The organism is Parapedobacter brassicae, assembly GCF_051400755.1.
In the GTDB taxonomy this organism is placed as follows: Bacteria; Bacteroidota; Bacteroidia; order Sphingobacteriales; family Sphingobacteriaceae; genus Parapedobacter.
The window spans coordinates 562,670-578,343 of sequence record NZ_JBLFFL010000003.1; the positions used below are offsets into that span (position 1 = coordinate 562,670).

The 15,674-nt window shown below is 50.3% G+C and carries 18 protein-coding genes; 7 read left to right on the forward strand and 11 right to left on the reverse strand.

Annotation, left to right across the window (positions count from 1 at the left end; all coding sequences use genetic code 11):
• Positions 1-164 precede the first annotated feature (164 nt).
• Both ACMGDE_RS11665 and ACMGDE_RS11670 read right to left on the reverse strand, forming a co-directional pair.
• Positions 165-956 carry an AraC family transcriptional regulator gene (locus ACMGDE_RS11665; protein WP_436832960.1) on the reverse strand — a complete coding sequence of 264 codons (792 nt, stop codon included), beginning with the start codon at positions 954-956 and terminating at the stop codon, positions 165-167.
• Positions 957-960: 4 nt separating this feature from the next.
• Positions 961-1,713 carry an EcsC family protein gene (locus tag ACMGDE_RS11670; protein ID WP_436832961.1) on the reverse strand — a complete coding sequence of 251 codons (753 nt, stop codon included), beginning with the start codon at positions 1,711-1,713 and terminating at the stop codon, positions 961-963.
• Positions 1,714-1,819: 106 nt separating this feature from the next.
• Here ACMGDE_RS11670 and ACMGDE_RS11675 point away from each other — a divergent pair, with 106 nt between their 5' ends.
• Positions 1,820-2,455, forward strand: coding sequence for a peroxiredoxin (locus ACMGDE_RS11675; protein WP_436832962.1), 636 nt, complete (start codon positions 1,820-1,822; stop codon positions 2,453-2,455).
• Positions 2,456-2,547: 92 nt separating this feature from the next.
• Here ACMGDE_RS11675 and ACMGDE_RS11680 read toward each other — a convergent pair whose 3' ends face one another.
• Together ACMGDE_RS11680 and ACMGDE_RS11685 are read right to left on the reverse strand one after the other, a co-directional pair.
• The gene (locus tag ACMGDE_RS11680; protein WP_436832963.1) at positions 2,548-3,660 is read right to left on the reverse strand and encodes a trypsin-like peptidase domain-containing protein; all 1,113 of its coding nucleotides are present in this window, start codon (positions 3,658-3,660) and stop codon (positions 2,548-2,550) included.
• A gap of 17 nt (positions 3,661-3,677) precedes the next feature.
• Positions 3,678-4,253, reverse strand: coding sequence for an RNA polymerase sigma factor (locus ACMGDE_RS11685; RefSeq protein WP_436832964.1), 576 nt, complete (start codon positions 4,251-4,253; stop codon positions 3,678-3,680).
• Positions 4,254-4,465: 212 nt separating this feature from the next.
• Here ACMGDE_RS11685 and ACMGDE_RS11690 point away from each other — a divergent pair, with 212 nt between their 5' ends.
• On the forward strand, positions 4,466-5,440 hold the full coding sequence (locus tag ACMGDE_RS11690) for a polyprenyl synthetase family protein (protein ID WP_436832965.1): 975 nt from the start codon (positions 4,466-4,468) through the stop codon (positions 5,438-5,440).
• 152 nt (positions 5,441-5,592) lie between these two features.
• Positions 5,593-6,384 (forward strand): amidohydrolase, encoded by a 792-nt coding sequence (locus ACMGDE_RS11695; RefSeq protein WP_436832966.1) that lies wholly within the window; start codon positions 5,593-5,595, stop codon positions 6,382-6,384.
• 17 nt (positions 6,385-6,401) lie between these two features.
• Here ACMGDE_RS11695 and ACMGDE_RS11700 read toward each other — a convergent pair whose 3' ends face one another.
• The gene (locus ACMGDE_RS11700) at positions 6,402-6,827 is read right to left on the reverse strand and encodes a hypothetical protein (protein ID WP_436832967.1); all 426 of its coding nucleotides are present in this window, start codon (positions 6,825-6,827) and stop codon (positions 6,402-6,404) included.
• Positions 6,828-6,895: 68 nt separating this feature from the next.
• On the opposite strand from ACMGDE_RS11700, the gene ACMGDE_RS11705 reads away from it, so the two are divergent.
• Positions 6,896-7,393, forward strand: coding sequence for an RNA polymerase sigma factor (locus ACMGDE_RS11705; RefSeq protein ID WP_436832968.1), 498 nt, complete (start codon positions 6,896-6,898; stop codon positions 7,391-7,393).
• Positions 7,380-7,982: a hypothetical protein gene (locus ACMGDE_RS11710; protein WP_436832969.1), complete on the forward strand. Its 603-nt coding sequence runs from the start codon at positions 7,380-7,382 to the stop codon at positions 7,980-7,982. Before ACMGDE_RS11705 ends, ACMGDE_RS11710 begins: the two co-directional genes overlap by 14 nt.
• Before the next feature lie 18 nt (positions 7,983-8,000).
• On the opposite strand, the gene ACMGDE_RS11715 is transcribed toward ACMGDE_RS11710, so the two are convergent.
• From ACMGDE_RS11715 to ACMGDE_RS11725, 3 genes are read right to left on the reverse strand one after another with little or no spacing between them, the layout of a single operon-like run.
• Positions 8,001-8,765, reverse strand: coding sequence for a Rossmann-like and DUF2520 domain-containing protein (locus tag ACMGDE_RS11715; RefSeq protein ID WP_436832970.1), 765 nt, complete (start codon positions 8,763-8,765; stop codon positions 8,001-8,003).
• Complete coding sequence (gene ccsA / locus ACMGDE_RS11720) at positions 8,765-11,218, reverse strand: cytochrome c biogenesis protein CcsA (RefSeq protein ID WP_436832971.1); 2,454 nt, start codon at positions 11,216-11,218, stop codon at positions 8,765-8,767. Before ccsA ends, ACMGDE_RS11715 begins: the two co-directional genes overlap by 1 nt.
• Positions 11,219-11,226: 8 nt before the next feature.
• Positions 11,227-11,664 carry a cytochrome c maturation protein CcmE domain-containing protein gene (locus ACMGDE_RS11725; protein ID WP_436832972.1) on the reverse strand — a complete coding sequence of 146 codons (438 nt, stop codon included), beginning with the start codon at positions 11,662-11,664 and terminating at the stop codon, positions 11,227-11,229.
• 160 nt (positions 11,665-11,824) lie between these two features.
• Between ACMGDE_RS11725 and ACMGDE_RS11730 the strand changes: the two genes are divergently transcribed.
• Entirely contained in the window at positions 11,825-12,787 is a 963-nt protein-coding gene (locus ACMGDE_RS11730) for a lipid A-modifier LpxR family protein (protein WP_436832973.1), read from the forward strand.
• On the opposite strand, the gene arfB is transcribed toward ACMGDE_RS11730, so the two are convergent.
• Together arfB and ACMGDE_RS11740 are read right to left on the reverse strand one after the other, a co-directional pair.
• Positions 12,784-13,203, reverse strand: coding sequence for an alternative ribosome rescue aminoacyl-tRNA hydrolase ArfB (arfB, locus tag ACMGDE_RS11735; RefSeq protein WP_436832974.1), 420 nt, complete (start codon positions 13,201-13,203; stop codon positions 12,784-12,786). The genes ACMGDE_RS11730 and arfB overlap by 4 nt on opposite strands.
• On the reverse strand, positions 13,190-14,458 hold the full coding sequence (locus tag ACMGDE_RS11740; RefSeq protein WP_436832975.1) for a dicarboxylate/amino acid:cation symporter: 1,269 nt from the start codon (positions 14,456-14,458) through the stop codon (positions 13,190-13,192). Before ACMGDE_RS11740 ends, arfB begins: the two co-directional genes overlap by 14 nt.
• A gap of 44 nt (positions 14,459-14,502) precedes the next feature.
• Between ACMGDE_RS11740 and mnmC2 the strand changes: the two genes are divergently transcribed.
• Complete coding sequence (mnmC2, locus tag ACMGDE_RS11745; RefSeq protein WP_436832976.1) at positions 14,503-15,177, forward strand: tRNA (5-methylaminomethyl-2-thiouridine)(34)-methyltransferase MnmC2; 675 nt, start codon at positions 14,503-14,505, stop codon at positions 15,175-15,177.
• On the opposite strand, the gene ACMGDE_RS11750 is transcribed toward mnmC2, so the two are convergent.
• Positions 15,178-15,672 (reverse strand): FKBP-type peptidyl-prolyl cis-trans isomerase, encoded by a 495-nt coding sequence (locus ACMGDE_RS11750; protein ID WP_436832977.1) that lies wholly within the window; start codon positions 15,670-15,672, stop codon positions 15,178-15,180.
• Between the last annotated feature and the right edge of the window lie 2 nt (positions 15,673-15,674).

Genomic DNA, 15,674 nt, shown 5'->3' on the forward strand with positions numbered 1-15,674 from the left:
TTGTTTATTTTTGTTGTTAATAGTGTCCGTAGTTTGCGCGCCGGTACCGCAGCAAATACAAACAGCCAACATCAACGTGAATAAATAATGGTGCATAACTCAATTGTTTTGACGATGCAAAGTTGTTCAGAAACGATGGGTTATCATTGTAAAAATCGGACAAGTTATCGCCCAAATACACGGCCGGGTGTCACGCCGTAAAAATGCTTGAATTCCTTAATGAAATGGGCTTGATCATAATATCCCGCGTCAAGGCACAGAAGGTTATTTGCGCGCAGGGCATGCTGAAACCGTACCACCTTGGAAAAGGTCTTCGCCGTGTCGCCGATGTAGAACTGAAACAGCCTGCGCAATTGCCGTGGACTGACACCGCTGTCGATATCTCGCTCTACGTTTAGCATGCCCGAAGTCTGTATGATAGTTGCAAGCGCCCCGTATAGGCGCCGGTCATTGTCAATGTCATGATGTGCCACGTGATGTAAGAAAAAAGCATTCAGTTTCTGTATGATGACTTCCGTTGACTGAACAGGCACCATGTGATCGGCGAGAAACCGGGCTACTGTTGGAACAACAGCATCCAATGGCTCCGTACGGTTACTCAGCAACGACGCATTGATTCTGAATAGCTGCGGAAACATGGTAGGCAGGAAGCGCACGCCGACGTAATGAAACGTACGCTCCAATTGAAATGCTGTATATTGCTTGCAAAAGCCCGTGACGAAGCACTCTTCCCGTCGACCCGGCTCAAAGAAAATGTCGATACAACCATCGGCGACCACCCTGTAGGTAAACCGCTCTTGAAGCGGCTCCTTTGTCTTCAGCTCCCAATAGCGATAGATAAATGGCAGCAGGCGACGGTCTGGCAATAACTCCACATAAGACACGGGACCTCCCGATGGCTCCACAGTGGGCTGCAACGGTCGATAAAAGTCTCGTACATCTAACGCGCTTTTCATAAGCCTACGCCTCCCCCTCAAGCATCCGCATCCGGTAGCAATTCATGGCAGCGGCACCCAACTGCTTCACCAAGCGGTAATTAACTACAGCACCAACGGCAGCGCCGATAATCGGGATGAGCTGGGCCATTTTAGCCAAATCGATATAATCTCGGTACTCCAATTGGAACGTACGCCAATCAAAACTGTCCACATCATCAGGAAGGCCCTCCGCATACGCATCCCAATGGAGTAGCCGATGATATACGTCGGCCCGATGCTGATGACTCGAAAAGGCCAACTGGAATACCGTAAGCAAAAAAAGCCGCTCCTTGTACTGCCGCACATCAAAACCGTAGATTGCCGCGATGTCAAAAAGCATTTTCATCTTGATCGCCAGCAAAGCCGGAAAATCTGCAATGCCCATCAGGATGCCGCCGGCACCGGTCACCGCTCCTTCTGCAGATGCCATTTTTTTATAGGTTTCGATCAGTTTCAGCACGTATGCTTCGCGGAGCTGGAAGCTGCTGTACGTCTTTCGCGGAGCCGTGGTATACTGCGCTCCGAAAAGCACTCCCTTCACCATTTTTTCAATGGTAAAGGTGATGGCCTGATGGACTTTTTCGGGGATGAGGTCATTCAGCTTGGCTTGGATGTTTTTAGCCCACACGCTGCCGCGAGACCCCTTTTTGGTCATCTTATGTTTCCAAAACGCCAACTCGATCATCACCTTTTTGCGATAGAGCGGCGATAGATCGTCAAACGATTCTTCTTTCATCTTGTTCATATAGACAAACATCGGCGACAGATGTTACATCACTTGGTATTCTAATAAAATCTACTAACTTTGTAGATTACATAATTTAATGAAGGAGGAACAAAACATGAGCTTACGATTGGGCGATACCGCGCCAAACTTCAAAGCGGTAACCACAATAGGAGAGATTGACTTTTATGACTACACCGAGGGCAGCTGGGTAGTCCTGTTTTCGCATCCCGCGGATTACACGCCCGTATGCACAACAGAACTGGGCCGTACCGCACAGTTGAAGGCGGAATTTGACAAGCGCAACGTGAAAGTATTGGCCGTGAGCGTAGACCCATTGGAAAAACACACGGGTTGGATCAATGATATCAACGAGACGCAGAATTGTGAAGTGGACTTCCCGCTGATTGCCGATGAGGACCGCAAGGTTTCTGAATTGTACGATATGATCCACCCCAACGCATCCGCCACGGCTACCGTTCGGTCGGTATTTATCATTGGGCCTGACCGGAAGATCAAGCTGACGCTGACATACCCGGCTTCTACTGGACGCAATTTCCTGGAAATCCTCCGGGTGATCGATTCGTTGCAGCTTACGGCAGACTACAGCGTGGCCACGCCGGCAGACTGGAAGCATGGCGAAGACGTGATCGTAGTACCCGCCATTCCGACGGAAGAGATCCCGGCGAAGTTTCCGAAAGGTCATACGATCATTAAACCCTATCTGCGCACCACGCCGCAGCCGAACATTTAATGGAAGTTTGGTAAAGAAAGGGGCAAGGGTATAAAAAAAGCGCTCCGGCACAAGGCTGGGGCGCTTTCATTTTTTATTATTTCACAACGTCCTTAAAAGACCTTCACTAGATAGACGTAATCCTGGATGCGCTTGATCTGTTCCGTCCGCTTCAGGCCGCTAAGCGCATTCTTTTTATTGATGATCAGCTTACTTTCTACCGAATCCATCGGAATGGCCGATATGGATCTCAGCAGCGCCTCAGTCTTGATGGCAAATGAGGCCCCGTCGATACCGGTCTGCTTACCACTGATGATACCCACTACATTACCCTTACTATCCAACACAGGTCCGCCGCTGTTACCAGGGTTCACCGGGATGGATATTTGATAGGCTGCGGTATCTCCTGCATAGCCGGTGCGGGAGCTCAGGTACCCCTGTCCATACACCACTTCGTCCCGCGGGAATCCGATGGTATATACATCTTCGCCGAGGTCCGACTCCGATTCTTTAAACGTATAAGGCGTGTTTTTCAAAGCCTTAAACGTCGCATCACTGATCCGCAGGATCGCCAAGTCCGGTGCGGGATCGATATAGACCACTTCAGCTCTAAATAACTCACCCTTGGTATTTTGCAGATGCACCGAATCCGCATCCTTCACCACGTGGTAATTGGTCACCACATACCCGTTTGAAGAGACCACAAAACCGGTGCCCCCAAAATGGCCTTCGGCCTGCGGTCCTTGCTGATTGTTGATGTTGCGAATCACCGCATTCTGGGCATTCACGTTCTTTTTCACCGTATTCATGTCCCGCCGGAGCGCACTGTAATTGGAAGTGGTCTTTTGAATGGCCTTGTAATACCCCGACAGCCATAGGGTGGAGAACACCGCCACGATAGCTACGCTGGCAGCAACCAACGAATTGATTTTAAACTTATTCCATAAGGCTACGACCAGCGGTTCATGCCGCTTCTCCGATGAGTCGGCAAGCTCGGTATCCGCCATCTCCCCATAAGCAGCTTCCGCCGATGCGAGGGCATGTTTGAATGCCTTGCGCTCCGCGTGATCGCGAAGCTGCTGCAAAAACAATCGATGGGTAGCCAGCTGCTCGGCAGCAGCGGGGTTCGCCCCGCAATGTCTTTCAAAAGCCGCACGCTCGGCTTCATCCATATCCCCGCCCAAATACCGGTCGGCTTGTATCATAAATTCCTGCTCGTTCATCATATCCGTGTTCACTTACTTTATTTTTGTTGCATAAAAAACAGCTTCTTTAGCCGCTGCAAACATTTATACTTCTGGGTCTTCGCGTTGTCAGCATTGGTATACCCGAATTTCTCACAAATTTCCTGCATAGACAGGTTCACTATATAGAAATCATGGATAATGGTTCGGCAGGGTTCTCCCAGCTTATCCAGCGCTTCCTCCATCAACGACAGCTGCAAATCGTGCTCTTCATGCCTAGCCAAATCATCCTCCACCGAGATCACCTCCTCGTAGCCGCTGATATCATGGGCCGCTTGCCCGTGGCTTGCCAATTGCTTGAGCCACAATCGGCGGCAGATGGCGTATATATAGGTCTTTAATTTGCTGCTCAGTTCAAAATTACCCTGCTTAATTTTGTCATACAGCACGATGACCGCCTCCTGAAAAATATCCTTCGCCTCTTCCGCAGTCCCGTTGTTTTGAACAACCATATGCAAAACCATCGGGAAATAATCCTTGTACAAGCCCGTTAACGCGGTAGCATCGCCGAGCGCAACGCCCTCGATGGTTTTCAGATCCGCTTCGGGTACGGCAATCTTATTCAATTTACTCACCTGTTAATACGCTTTTACCCCAAATAGTAACCCATATCCCCCTTCAAACCTAACATATTTTTTTGTTTTTTCCCCTGCCCCGATTTTTTTGATCACCATCCACCCACCACCGATCACCCATCACCATCCACCCATTACCGATCACCGATCACCGATCACCAATCCCCAAATAATCCCTATCTTAGCGGCAAATTTTAACGAGTATAGCCCTCATGCAGGATATCGCCGAATTGCAGCAACGGATTGCCCAAGGATTATCGGACCTCAACCTTCCCGAGCACCCTGAAAACCTGTACCAGCCGATTAGCTATATGTTGCAAATCGGCGGCAAGCGCATCCGCCCATTGCTCACCATGATGGCCGCCGATTTATTTTCCATTCCCAATATCGAAGAGGCGCAGCCGGCGGCACTTGCGGTCGAGTTATTTCATAACTTTTCCTTGGTGCATGACGATATCATGGATCATGCACCGCTGAGGCGCGGACAGCGGACCGTCCACGAAAAGTGGAACCCCAACATCGCCATCCTATCCGGCGATAAGTTGCTGATCATGGCCTATACGCAGTTGGCAAGGTGTGCGCCGGCCAAACTGCCATCACTGATGGAAGCCTTCAACAAGATGGCCACCGAAGTATGCGAAGGGCAGCAGTTGGACATGGACTTCGAACAACTGACGACGGTCGGTATTATCGATTATCTCCGTATGATCCAACTAAAGACGTCCGTTTTATTAGGCACCGCACTAAAAATGGGGGCCATACTCGCCGACGCCGACGAAGCAGACGCCCAACTGATCTATCATTTCGGTGTCGATGTAGGCATTGCGTTTCAGCTGCAGGACGATATACTCGACGTGTACGGCGATCCCGAACAATTCGGCAAGCAACGGGGCGGCGATATCCTGGCGAATAAAAAAACGTATTTGCTGTTAAAGGCATTTGAAATGGCAGATGCTACCACTCAAACTGCACTACACCAGTGGCTGCAGGATGAAGCACATCCACAAGAAAAAATCGATCACGTAACCGCTATATACGACCGCCTTGATGTGAGGCAGGCGGTGGAATCCGTAAAGCAACACCACATCGACCGCTCGTTGAAGGCCTTGGAACGCATTCATGTAAAACCCGAGCGCAAACGACCGCTTCAAACCTTAGCCCAGCTATTGCTGACACGGACGCAATAGTCCCGTTGATCCCCTCTCCGCCTTAATAAGCGCCCACTAATAACTGGCAAAATAATTGCTGACTAACACACAATCATTCAATTTGTATATTTTTTCACTAACTTGTGCTTATTGCAAGCCACAGTTATAAACGGACACCATAACGTATGGATATGGATGCACTCAAAATTACTACCTTTCAAGCCTATATTTTTTGGGAAAACATCGATAAGAATCTCAGTAATCTCGCCCTACGGTTGTCAGCCATCCGCGAGAAGACAGATTTGATCGTATTACCCGAAATGTTCAATACGGGCTTTACGATGAATGTGCAGCGGTGTGCTGAGAAGCCCGATGGCAAAACCATGCATTGGATGCTGGAAATGGCCCAAAAATTCGATTGCGTAATAGCAGGCAGTCTGATCATCGAAGAAGAAGGCAAGTACTTTAACCGATTCGTCTGGATGACCAAAGACGGCAACTACCTAAAATATGACAAGCGCCATCTTTTTTCCCTCGCCAAGGAGGACACCACCTTTACGCCTGGCCAACAACGGATCATTGTTGATCTCAATGGGTGGAAGATCTGCCCGATGATCTGCTACGACCTGCGCTTCCCCGTATGGTCGCGCAATCTCAACGGCGCCTACGATCTACTGCTGTATGTGGCAAACTGGCCGGATAAGCGCTCAGCCCATTGGCGAAGCCTGATTCCCGCCCGGGCCATCGAAAACCAATCTTTTGTCATCGGTGTAAACCGGGTGGGGCATGATGGCAATGAGATCTACTACTCCGGGGGTTCCATGTGCATATCGCCCGTGGGGGATGTCGTGTACTATAAGCCGGAATACGAGGATCTATACACGTTTACCATATACCGGAAAGACTTGGACGATACGCGCCAAAGCTTGCCGTTCCTGAACGATATGGATGATTTTAATTTAAGTGTAAATCGTAAACCGTAATCGTAAATCTAAAATTATCATTGATAAGGCCGCTCAAGGATGGCCGATTGAATGACCGCGTGGCGCAGATCGAATGAAATATTGTTTCCCATCGCGGTGGACACCGCGCCTTCATCCACTTCCAGCCGCTCCGGTGTTTGCCGCTTTCGTTTGCCTTGGCGTATACGCCTCGCTTCTGCCGCGTCTACAACGCCGGAGTATCGCTCAAATCGTGGTTGGGGGGCAGTAATCGAGGGCCGGGGGTCCGTAACGGCCGACCGAGAATTAGTGACCGGGGGCTGGGTCGCAGGGGTCGGTGATGGGAGGCGCTGCGCATTGTCCTCCGGCAGTGGGGGCGGAGCCAAATTCCGTTTGCGCGCTTTCTCCTGCTCCTTCTGGAAGTTGTTGTATACCTGAAAGGCGAAAAAAACGATGGCGATCAGTATGGGAATAAACGTTTCCATGGCATAAAGATAAGGGTTTTTGTAACATATTGGCATCAAGCACATCAAAGTAATTGTAACTGCCGTTCATGGATAACCAGCGACAATTGTTTCAGCGACTATTTGAGGACAACTCCAAACGGGTGTATCACCTTTGTTATGGCTATACCGGTGATAGCGATGCGGCGAATGATCTGATGCAGGAGACCTTTATCAAAGTATGGCAAAACCTCGGCAAATTCCGCAACCAGTCGCAGTTTTCAACCTGGATATACCGTATTGCCGTAAACACTTGCCTCTCCTACTTGCGCACGGCAAAGCGCAGGGCCACGGATGAGCTCAACGATAATATCATCGAAAACTACACGGAAGAACCCTCTGAAAAACAGGAGCAGATCGCACTATTATACAAGTCCATCGCACAGCTGGAAGAAAACGAACGGATCATCATTACGATGGTACTGGATGAAATCCCCTACGCTGAGATTGCCGAAATAGCGGGAATCTCTGAAGGCAACTTGCGGGTGAAAATACATCGGATAAAACACAAGCTAACAGAAATATACAACTGCAATGAAAGGGTTTGACGAGATACAACAGCTTTGGCAGGGACAAAAACCGGAGCCGAACGTTAGCTTTGAAATGATTTTAAAGCGCGTCAAAGGCAACCAAGCTGCTTTGGCTAGCAAGCTGCTTTGGCAGCTTATCGCTGTGGGATTAGCCATTATTGTGCTGCTATGGATGTTCGTAACGGTCAATTTTTCGACGTGGACCACTTACCTGGCATTAGTCATCATGGTGGGATGTATCGGCTATTATTTCTTTAATCAAATAGCCGACTACCGCAGTATCAGCAATAGCGGGCACCTACTCGCTAAACCGCAGGACTATATCAACCATTTGAAAACCTTCCGACAACGGCGCAATCGGTTCAATACGCGTAATTATTCGGTGTATGAAGCGTGCATTGCGGTTGCCTTTGCCTTTTATGGCATTGAAATGTATTTCGCGCTGCCGCTGTGGACATTCATCGGCCTCGTTATCTTCGTCGTTTTTTGGTTTCTCATCTGTCACTTCGTTTTCATGAAGCAATATATCCATAACGAGAACATGCGCATAGCCGAAATGATCGACAACCTTGAGCGGATTAACGACCAATTTACTGAAAGCAATTAGTTGTCTGAATAGCACCAGTTAACGCGTGCTTTCAAAAATCTCACGGCTTAGCTTCCTGTAGATTTCCCTTAGCTGCGGCCGACCTTCCAATAGTTTCAGATGCTTCGCCATCGTCTCGGCATCGTTCCGCACCGCCGGGCCTGTCTGCACATCCGTTGGCTGATGAACCATCACCTTCTCGGCAGTCTCTAGGATGAGCGGCCGGATGAGGTCGAAATCCAATTGATGCTCCTGCAGGATTTTTGCGCCGATCGCATAGAAGTGGTTCGTAAAATTGCACGCAAATACCGCAGCGACGTGTAACGACAGGCGTTGCTTAGAATCGCAGGGAAAGACCCGGCTGGACAGGCTGCTGGCCAATTTCGACAAACGGGTATGGGTGTCTCCATCGGCGGCTTCCACGGCAATCGGAATCGTCGAAAAATCAACTGCCTTCGCCTTCGAGAAGGTTTGTACCGGATACAGCACACCATAGTGAGCCTGCGCAGCGAGTACGTTCATATCCACACTACCCGCAGTGTGCACGACAATACCCTCCAAGGATGAGGGCAGCTGCGCAGCCACCTGTTCGATGGCGTCATCCTTCACCGCAATGATATACAGGTCGGCATCGGCCGCAAGGGACGCCAAATCGCCAATCGCTTCGGCATTTACGTTAGCCGCCAGCGCTGCTGCGTGTGCTAAGGTTTGGCTGTACACCTGCACGATGCGGTGCCCTGCTTCCGCCAGTGCCTTACCTAAATGGGTAGCTACATGACCACTGCCGAGCAACACAACGTCCATTAGGCTTTTTCGGGTTTGATTTCTTTATTGCGGCGCAGGATGGAGAGGAAGAAACCGATGGTCATGACAATCGCGCCGCACCATAAAAAGTTGATATACGGAAATTTGACGGCCTTAAACACGATCCACTTCTTTTCCGGTAGCGGCTTCTGGTACACCATCAATTCAAGCTTGTCTTTCTGCGGCATGATATTGCTAAATCGTAACCGCAAACCCTGTTCTTCCACATCTTTGAACAAATCGAATGTAGTCCCGCCACGAATCAGGAATACCGGTTCCGCTTCGTAAGTTTCTCCATTGACCGCATGCACCTTCAGCTGCATGCCCACGATGACATCGTCGTCCCTGCGGGGGATATTCTCGACCGCGGCGTTGCGATTGATACCCATTACGACAATATATCCATTGCGGTAGCGCAACGTATCGCCGATGTTGGTTTCATAGATCGCCGGCTCCTCATAATCCTCAAAACTATTCCGCGTCGAATCTCCGCCCTCACTCGGCTGGTGCGTGTCGGCCATGGCCGCGGTGATCAAGGTATACACATCATGTGTGAGATAATGCTTGGTTGCCGGTGTACCGACAAGGCCGCCCATCTCAGGGTTATTTTGGGCGAACGGGCGAAGCTGGAATCGTTCGGTCACCCGGCCACTCTCCTCATCTATTTTTTCGTAATTGATCTTGTAATATACATTGGGCGGTGCTACACTATCGCCCACATAGGTGATGCGGTAATCACCCATCTGCGCGGGTTCACCTTCGGTGAGAAACAGGTTATCGCCCGGTTTCTCCACTTGATCGAAGCCCGCAACGGCAATATAATTGCTGCTGTTCACGGAGATTACCTCATTGGTAGCGGCGGCAACCAATGCACCGATCAGCAGCAAGCCAAATCCGATATGGGCCACAGCCGAGCCGGTGAGCTTCCATTTACCCTTGATGGCCTCGCCCAGTATTCTGCCGTTGGCGACGATCGAAAAGGTGGCAGAAAACACCAACACGATATACATGAAGTTGGTATACACTTCGGTCACATAGACCACGATGGCGGTGATCACTGCTGCCACGATCAGCGAAGCAATGGCAGCGGCATAGAACTTGCGCACATCCGTGCGCTTGTATTTCATGAATTGCGCGACGGCCGAGAGCAGACCCACCACCACGGCAAAGCCTGCCTGCCATTTGTTGTAATGTTGTACCGGGTCGATCGGAGGCGCCACCTTGGTGCCAAATACGGCATTGAATACCGGCACGGAGGTAGAAGCGATGATCTGCACGCAGGCCACCGACAGAACCAATGCACCGATAAACAGCCAAAATTCACGGGAATAGATTTCTTCTTCCTTTGGCGTCGATGGCATCTCCTTTTTGCGGCTGACCAAGAGGTATACCATCAGTGCCAAGAAAATGACATTGAACGCCACCAACTGCCAATAAAGACCCAAGTCGGTAAAGGTGTGCACCGACGTCTCACCCAACACGCCGCTGCGGGTGAGGAAAGAGGCGTAGATCACCAGCACGAAACTGACCATCACCAAAAAGGAAGCAGTAAAGTACGAGTGACCGGAATTTTTATAAGCCACCATCACATGTACGGCGGCGATCAACGTAAACCAAGGGATAATAGAGGCATTCTCTACCGGATCCCAAGCCCAGAATCCACCGAAATTAAGCGCTTCATATGCCCAAAACGAACCCATGATGATGCCTGCCCCCAATGTCATGACCGCAAATAGCGCCCAGGGCAACCCCGGGGTCATCCAGTCTTTATAGCGTTTCTGCCAAAGTCCCGCCACGGCATAGGCAAATGGCACGATCATCGATGCGAATCCGAGGAATAAGGTCGGCGGATGGATGACCATCCAGTAATTCTGCAGCGTAGCATTGAGACCGGTACCATCGGCGATCATGCTCAGGTAGTTCGGATCCGAGAAGATGGGTGCTTGGATCGCATCGCGCAACAGAATGAATGGAGAGCTCCCGACACGCTCACCGAAAATCTCCACACCGATGAGCATCGATCCCAATATGGCTTGGCAAAGCATGACCACCGCCATCACTGGGCTTTCCCAGCTCTTTGACCTGAATACCAACACGATGCCCAATACGATCTGCCAAAACATCCAAAGCCAAAAACTGCCCTCCTGCCCTTCCCAAAAGCTGGAGATGATGTAGTGCGTAGGCAAGGACCTGGATGAATGCGCCCAGGCATAGTGGTACTCAAAAAGGTGATTGTAGATGATATAGAACAGGCTTGTACCGATGCCTACCACCGCAACAACATTCGTCCAGAACGCGATACGCGCAATGGTTTTCCAAGAATGCTCTTCCTTATATTTCGAGGCGAAGTAATAACTGACGCATGATAATAATGCGGTGCCAAAGGCTAGAATGACTAAAAACTGCCCGATTTTTCCAGGCAAAAGGCTTTCACCTACATACGTTATATCCATCTATGCTCCTATCGATTATCGGTTGGCGTTTCAACAAAGCCCAAGGTTTGGGCAGCCGATGCCTCGGTCACCTCCACCTCATCTTGGTTGTACTTAGAGGGGCATTTCATCAGAATCTTGCTGGCGTGAAATTCGTTACCCACCATCTTTCCCGTTAACACGATTTGCTCCGAGCGCTCGATATCCTGCGGCTTTGAACCCCGGAATACCACCCTGCATTCGGTACTGTCGTTGTCGTACATGTAAAACGAAAAATGGTTGGCATCTATTACCGGATTGTAATGCAGATCCTTCTCCTTATTGAGCACACCGACCACATACAATTCGGCTTGCTTCTCCTTTGCTTCGGTGAATGTCGAGTACGTACTTGAATCTGTATACATCACGACAATCATCGCAATAGCAATGGCGATGATGATGATGGCGATTACCGAGCTCTTCTTCATGTCATTATCTCCCAATGGATTAATACCGGAATGCAAAATTACGAATTGCAAAACGAAGCTACGAATCTTGCAACTAATTGGTATTTTTTAGAATTATTCTAAACAATGAGTCCTGTAAAAAAATCCTTATGTTTGTTCCGGAGAATAGCAGCGCCATCCAATGACCAACGGCCTATATCATGTCATCAAAACCTGCTTTGCGGCCTCGCTGCTTTTTGGCTATATGTCATCTCCGGCACAGCATGTGCGGCGTTCCGAGTTTAATTTCCGCAATGACAACGACCTCTATTTATTTAATAAGCAAGACCAATATTATACCAACGGCTTATTCTTCGACATCCACATCGCTGCGGACAGCACGTCGTTAGCGCCAAACGAGGCAAACAGACTTTGGAGCCTCACCATCGGTCAGCAGATGTACAACGCCTACACCGCCCAAATCCATCATATCGAAGAAGTAGACCGCCCCATTACCGCTTATCTTTTCCTGACAGCCGGTATAGACCGCTATTTTGTTAATGAAGCCTTCGTATCCTTCGTCGGAGAAATCGGCACCATCGGGCGGCGCGCATTGGGGCAACAGTTTCAGGAAAGCATCCATAAGGTGCTGAATCTGTATGACATTGCCGGTTGGGAATACCAGCTGGAAAACGCCTTCGGCGCGGATGCATCCGTGCGTTATGGTGGCCTGTTATATCGCAATCGGCAGCAATGGTTCGATCTATCGGCCCAAGCCAAGGCAACGCTGGGGCTCAACCACACCGGATTGTCCATCATGCCTACATTGCGGTGGGGCAAACTCAATCCACTGCACCAATCTGCCTCCGCCTCCAGCCGATTACAGGCCGCCGCCAAGCCGATTGGCGAAGAATGGTTTCTGTATTACAGTCCGCAACTGAACTTCGTCGGCTACGATGCCACCCTTCAGGGGGGAATGTTCTTGCGCAATAAAGGTCCCGTGACCCATGCGCCTGCCCGCTGGGTATTATACAACCAGTTCGGTGTGCTGTATGCCCAGCATGCAATAACCCTGCGTTTGCAGTATATCTTTTACACCAAAGAAGTTCCGGGCATGTTCTTCCGACACCGCTACGGATCGGTAGGAATAAGCTATCAATTCTAAAACCAGTCTTTTTTTCGGTTGATCTTGCGCAACGCCTGCTGGCGCTTCCCCTCAAGGCGTCGCTGTACCGCCGCCTTAGAAGGTTTAGTGGCCTTACGCGGCTTCTCGGTCTTTAGCGCGCTGGCGAGCAGCACGACCAGTTTCTGCAGCGCGATCTCCTTGTTCTGCCATTGGCTACGGGTTTCTTGGCTGCCCACCTGCAGCAATCCATCGGCCTGCAAGCGATTCGATAGGTGTTTCTTGATGCGCGTTTTTTCATCCGCTGAAAAGCATGTAGCTGCCTCGATATCAAACAGCAGCGTGACTTTGGTTTCCACTTTATTGACGTGTTGGCCTCCAGCTCCTCCGCTCCGCGAAGTCTGGAATTGCACGAAAGGCAACAAAGCGTCCGTGTCAATCCGTTTAATCAGTGCCATCCGTATTCAATCCGCCATCTTCATTCAATTGTTTCCCGCCGAGGGCAAACCTGCTCACCAACATCGCGGCCACCGTGTCCCCCGTGGCATTCAGCAGCGTAGCGATGGGGTCTACCAGGGTGCCGATGATCATCACCGCCGGGATTGCTTCCGTAGGCAGTCCGTACACCGATATCATCAGCATCTCGCCGATATACCCGCCGTTGGGAATGCCGCCGGCCACAATGCTGACCAATACGGTGATCCCGACAGCCGTCAGCAACGTCACCGGCTCGAAAAAATCCCGGCCGATCAGCACGAAGGCCACGTAAATCTTGACAATGCTGGACATGGATGACCCGTTCTTGTGCAATGTCGTGCCCAACGGAATCACGACATTGGCTACGGCAGCAGGAATACCCATTTTGGGGGCTGCCGACAGGTTTACAGGCATCGTAGCAATGCTGCTGCACGTACTGATGGCGGTGGCCGAAGGCAAGAGGTTGTTTTTCCAATAACGGTTTACCCCTCGCTTCCCTCCAGCAATATAAGCGTATAAACTAAAAAATACGACAAAGTAAAAAGCGCCCAAGACGTAGTATAACCCCAGCGGTTTGGCGTAAAATCCAAAGAGCTCGGGACCGATCGTCCCCACCTGATATGCAAAATAAGCACCCAAACCGATGGGAGCCACTTTCATGATGAGGATCAGCAAATGCTTCATCACCTCGTTGGCCGACGAGAGGAACTGCCGGAATGAAGCCCCGGCCTCCCCCGACCGCTGCGCGGCGATACCGAGCAGAAACGAGAAGATGACAAAAGCCAGCATGTTCTCCCTGGACAACAGTTTATAAAACTCATCTACTGTTACAAACCTGACCAGCTTGTCTCCCCACGTGTCATTCGGATTCTCCTGCAGGAGTTCACTTACGGTTTCCTGTGCAGCCTGCGGTGCGTCCACCGGGAAAAACCACAACGCGATAATCGTGCACACCGCGGCAATGATGATGGTGCCCAGAAAGACACCAACCATGGCAAAAATAATACGCCCCAGTTTCTGCGATCCATCAATATTGGCAACCGCCGACGCGATGGCGAAAAACAACAATGGAATAACAGCAGCAAACAACAGATTGAGAAAGACATCGCCCAATGGCTTGAGCCAACCGACCGTATCCGGAAAAAATCCGCCCACAATACTTCCGATGACGATACCGAGCAGCAAGAGCAGAATACTCCCATAATGCTTCAAGAAACTGGACGTTTGCCTTTCCATATTTAGGTCACTAAAGTAGTGGATTTATTTTAAGTTTGCACAAGATGATGGAATTTGTTACCACCGCCGACGGCTCTAAGACCCTCTATCACGCAGAAATAGGCGAGCACTACCATTCACGGCATGGCGCCGTGCAGGAGAGCCGCCATGTCTTTCTGGGCATGGGACTAGCACATTGGCGGGCATCGCATCCGAGCGAAACGAATGTCGCCATTCTCGAAATCGGCTTCGGTACCGGCCTCAATTTTCTGCTGAGCGCGGATTACAGCAATCAGCAGGGTATCGCGCTGCATTACACTGGTGTAGAGGCTTATCCATTACCCGAAGAAATCCTGAAGCAAACCGGTTACGGGGAATATCTCCCCTCAGCACTGTGGGAGGCTTTTTTAGCGAATTATCCAGCATGCTTACAGGCACCGCAGCCTATTCTTGGCAACTGCACATTGGAAATCACCGTAAGTGATGTACGCCAGTTTACAACGGACCGATCGTTTGACATCTTGTACTTCGACGCTTTCGCTTCAGCACACCAACCCGAGATGTGGACGGAGAAAACCTTGGGCCACGTGTGCCAGTACCTGAAATGTGGAGGGGTATTCGTTACCTATGCCATCACTGGCCACCTCAAACGGACCATGAAAGCATTGGGATTTATGGTAGAAAAAGTGCCCGGAGCACCCGGAAAAAGGGAGATGCTCAGGGCAGTAAAAGGATCGTGATCAGTGATCGTGCGTACCGTCAGGGCCATGCGAATGCCCATGGGCCAATTCGTCCGGTGTAGCCTCCCGAACGGACAATACCTCAATCGCAAAATGCAGGTTTTGTCCAGCCATGGGATGATTGAGATCGACCACTATTGCTTCGGGGCTCACCTCCGTCACCTTACCGCGGAACTGATTGCCCTGATTGTCTTGCAGCGGCAGTATCTGGCCTATGGCGGGAATGCCGTCACTAAACATGTCGGCAGGCAGCGAGGCTACGGCTTGTTCGTTCACTTCGCCATACGCGTCTTCGGCAGATAGCTCAAAATCGGTCGTGTCTCCTACCCCTAGTCCAGCTATGTTTTCTTCAAACTTTGGCAACATCATGCCTACGCCATATAGGAAATCTAACGGATTGTCTTTGCCTGCTTCTTCTACAAAAGTTTTCTGGCCATCTTCAACGGTGTGGAGTTTGTAGGTCAGCGTTACCACGCTGTTGGGTGCTATTGTCATCG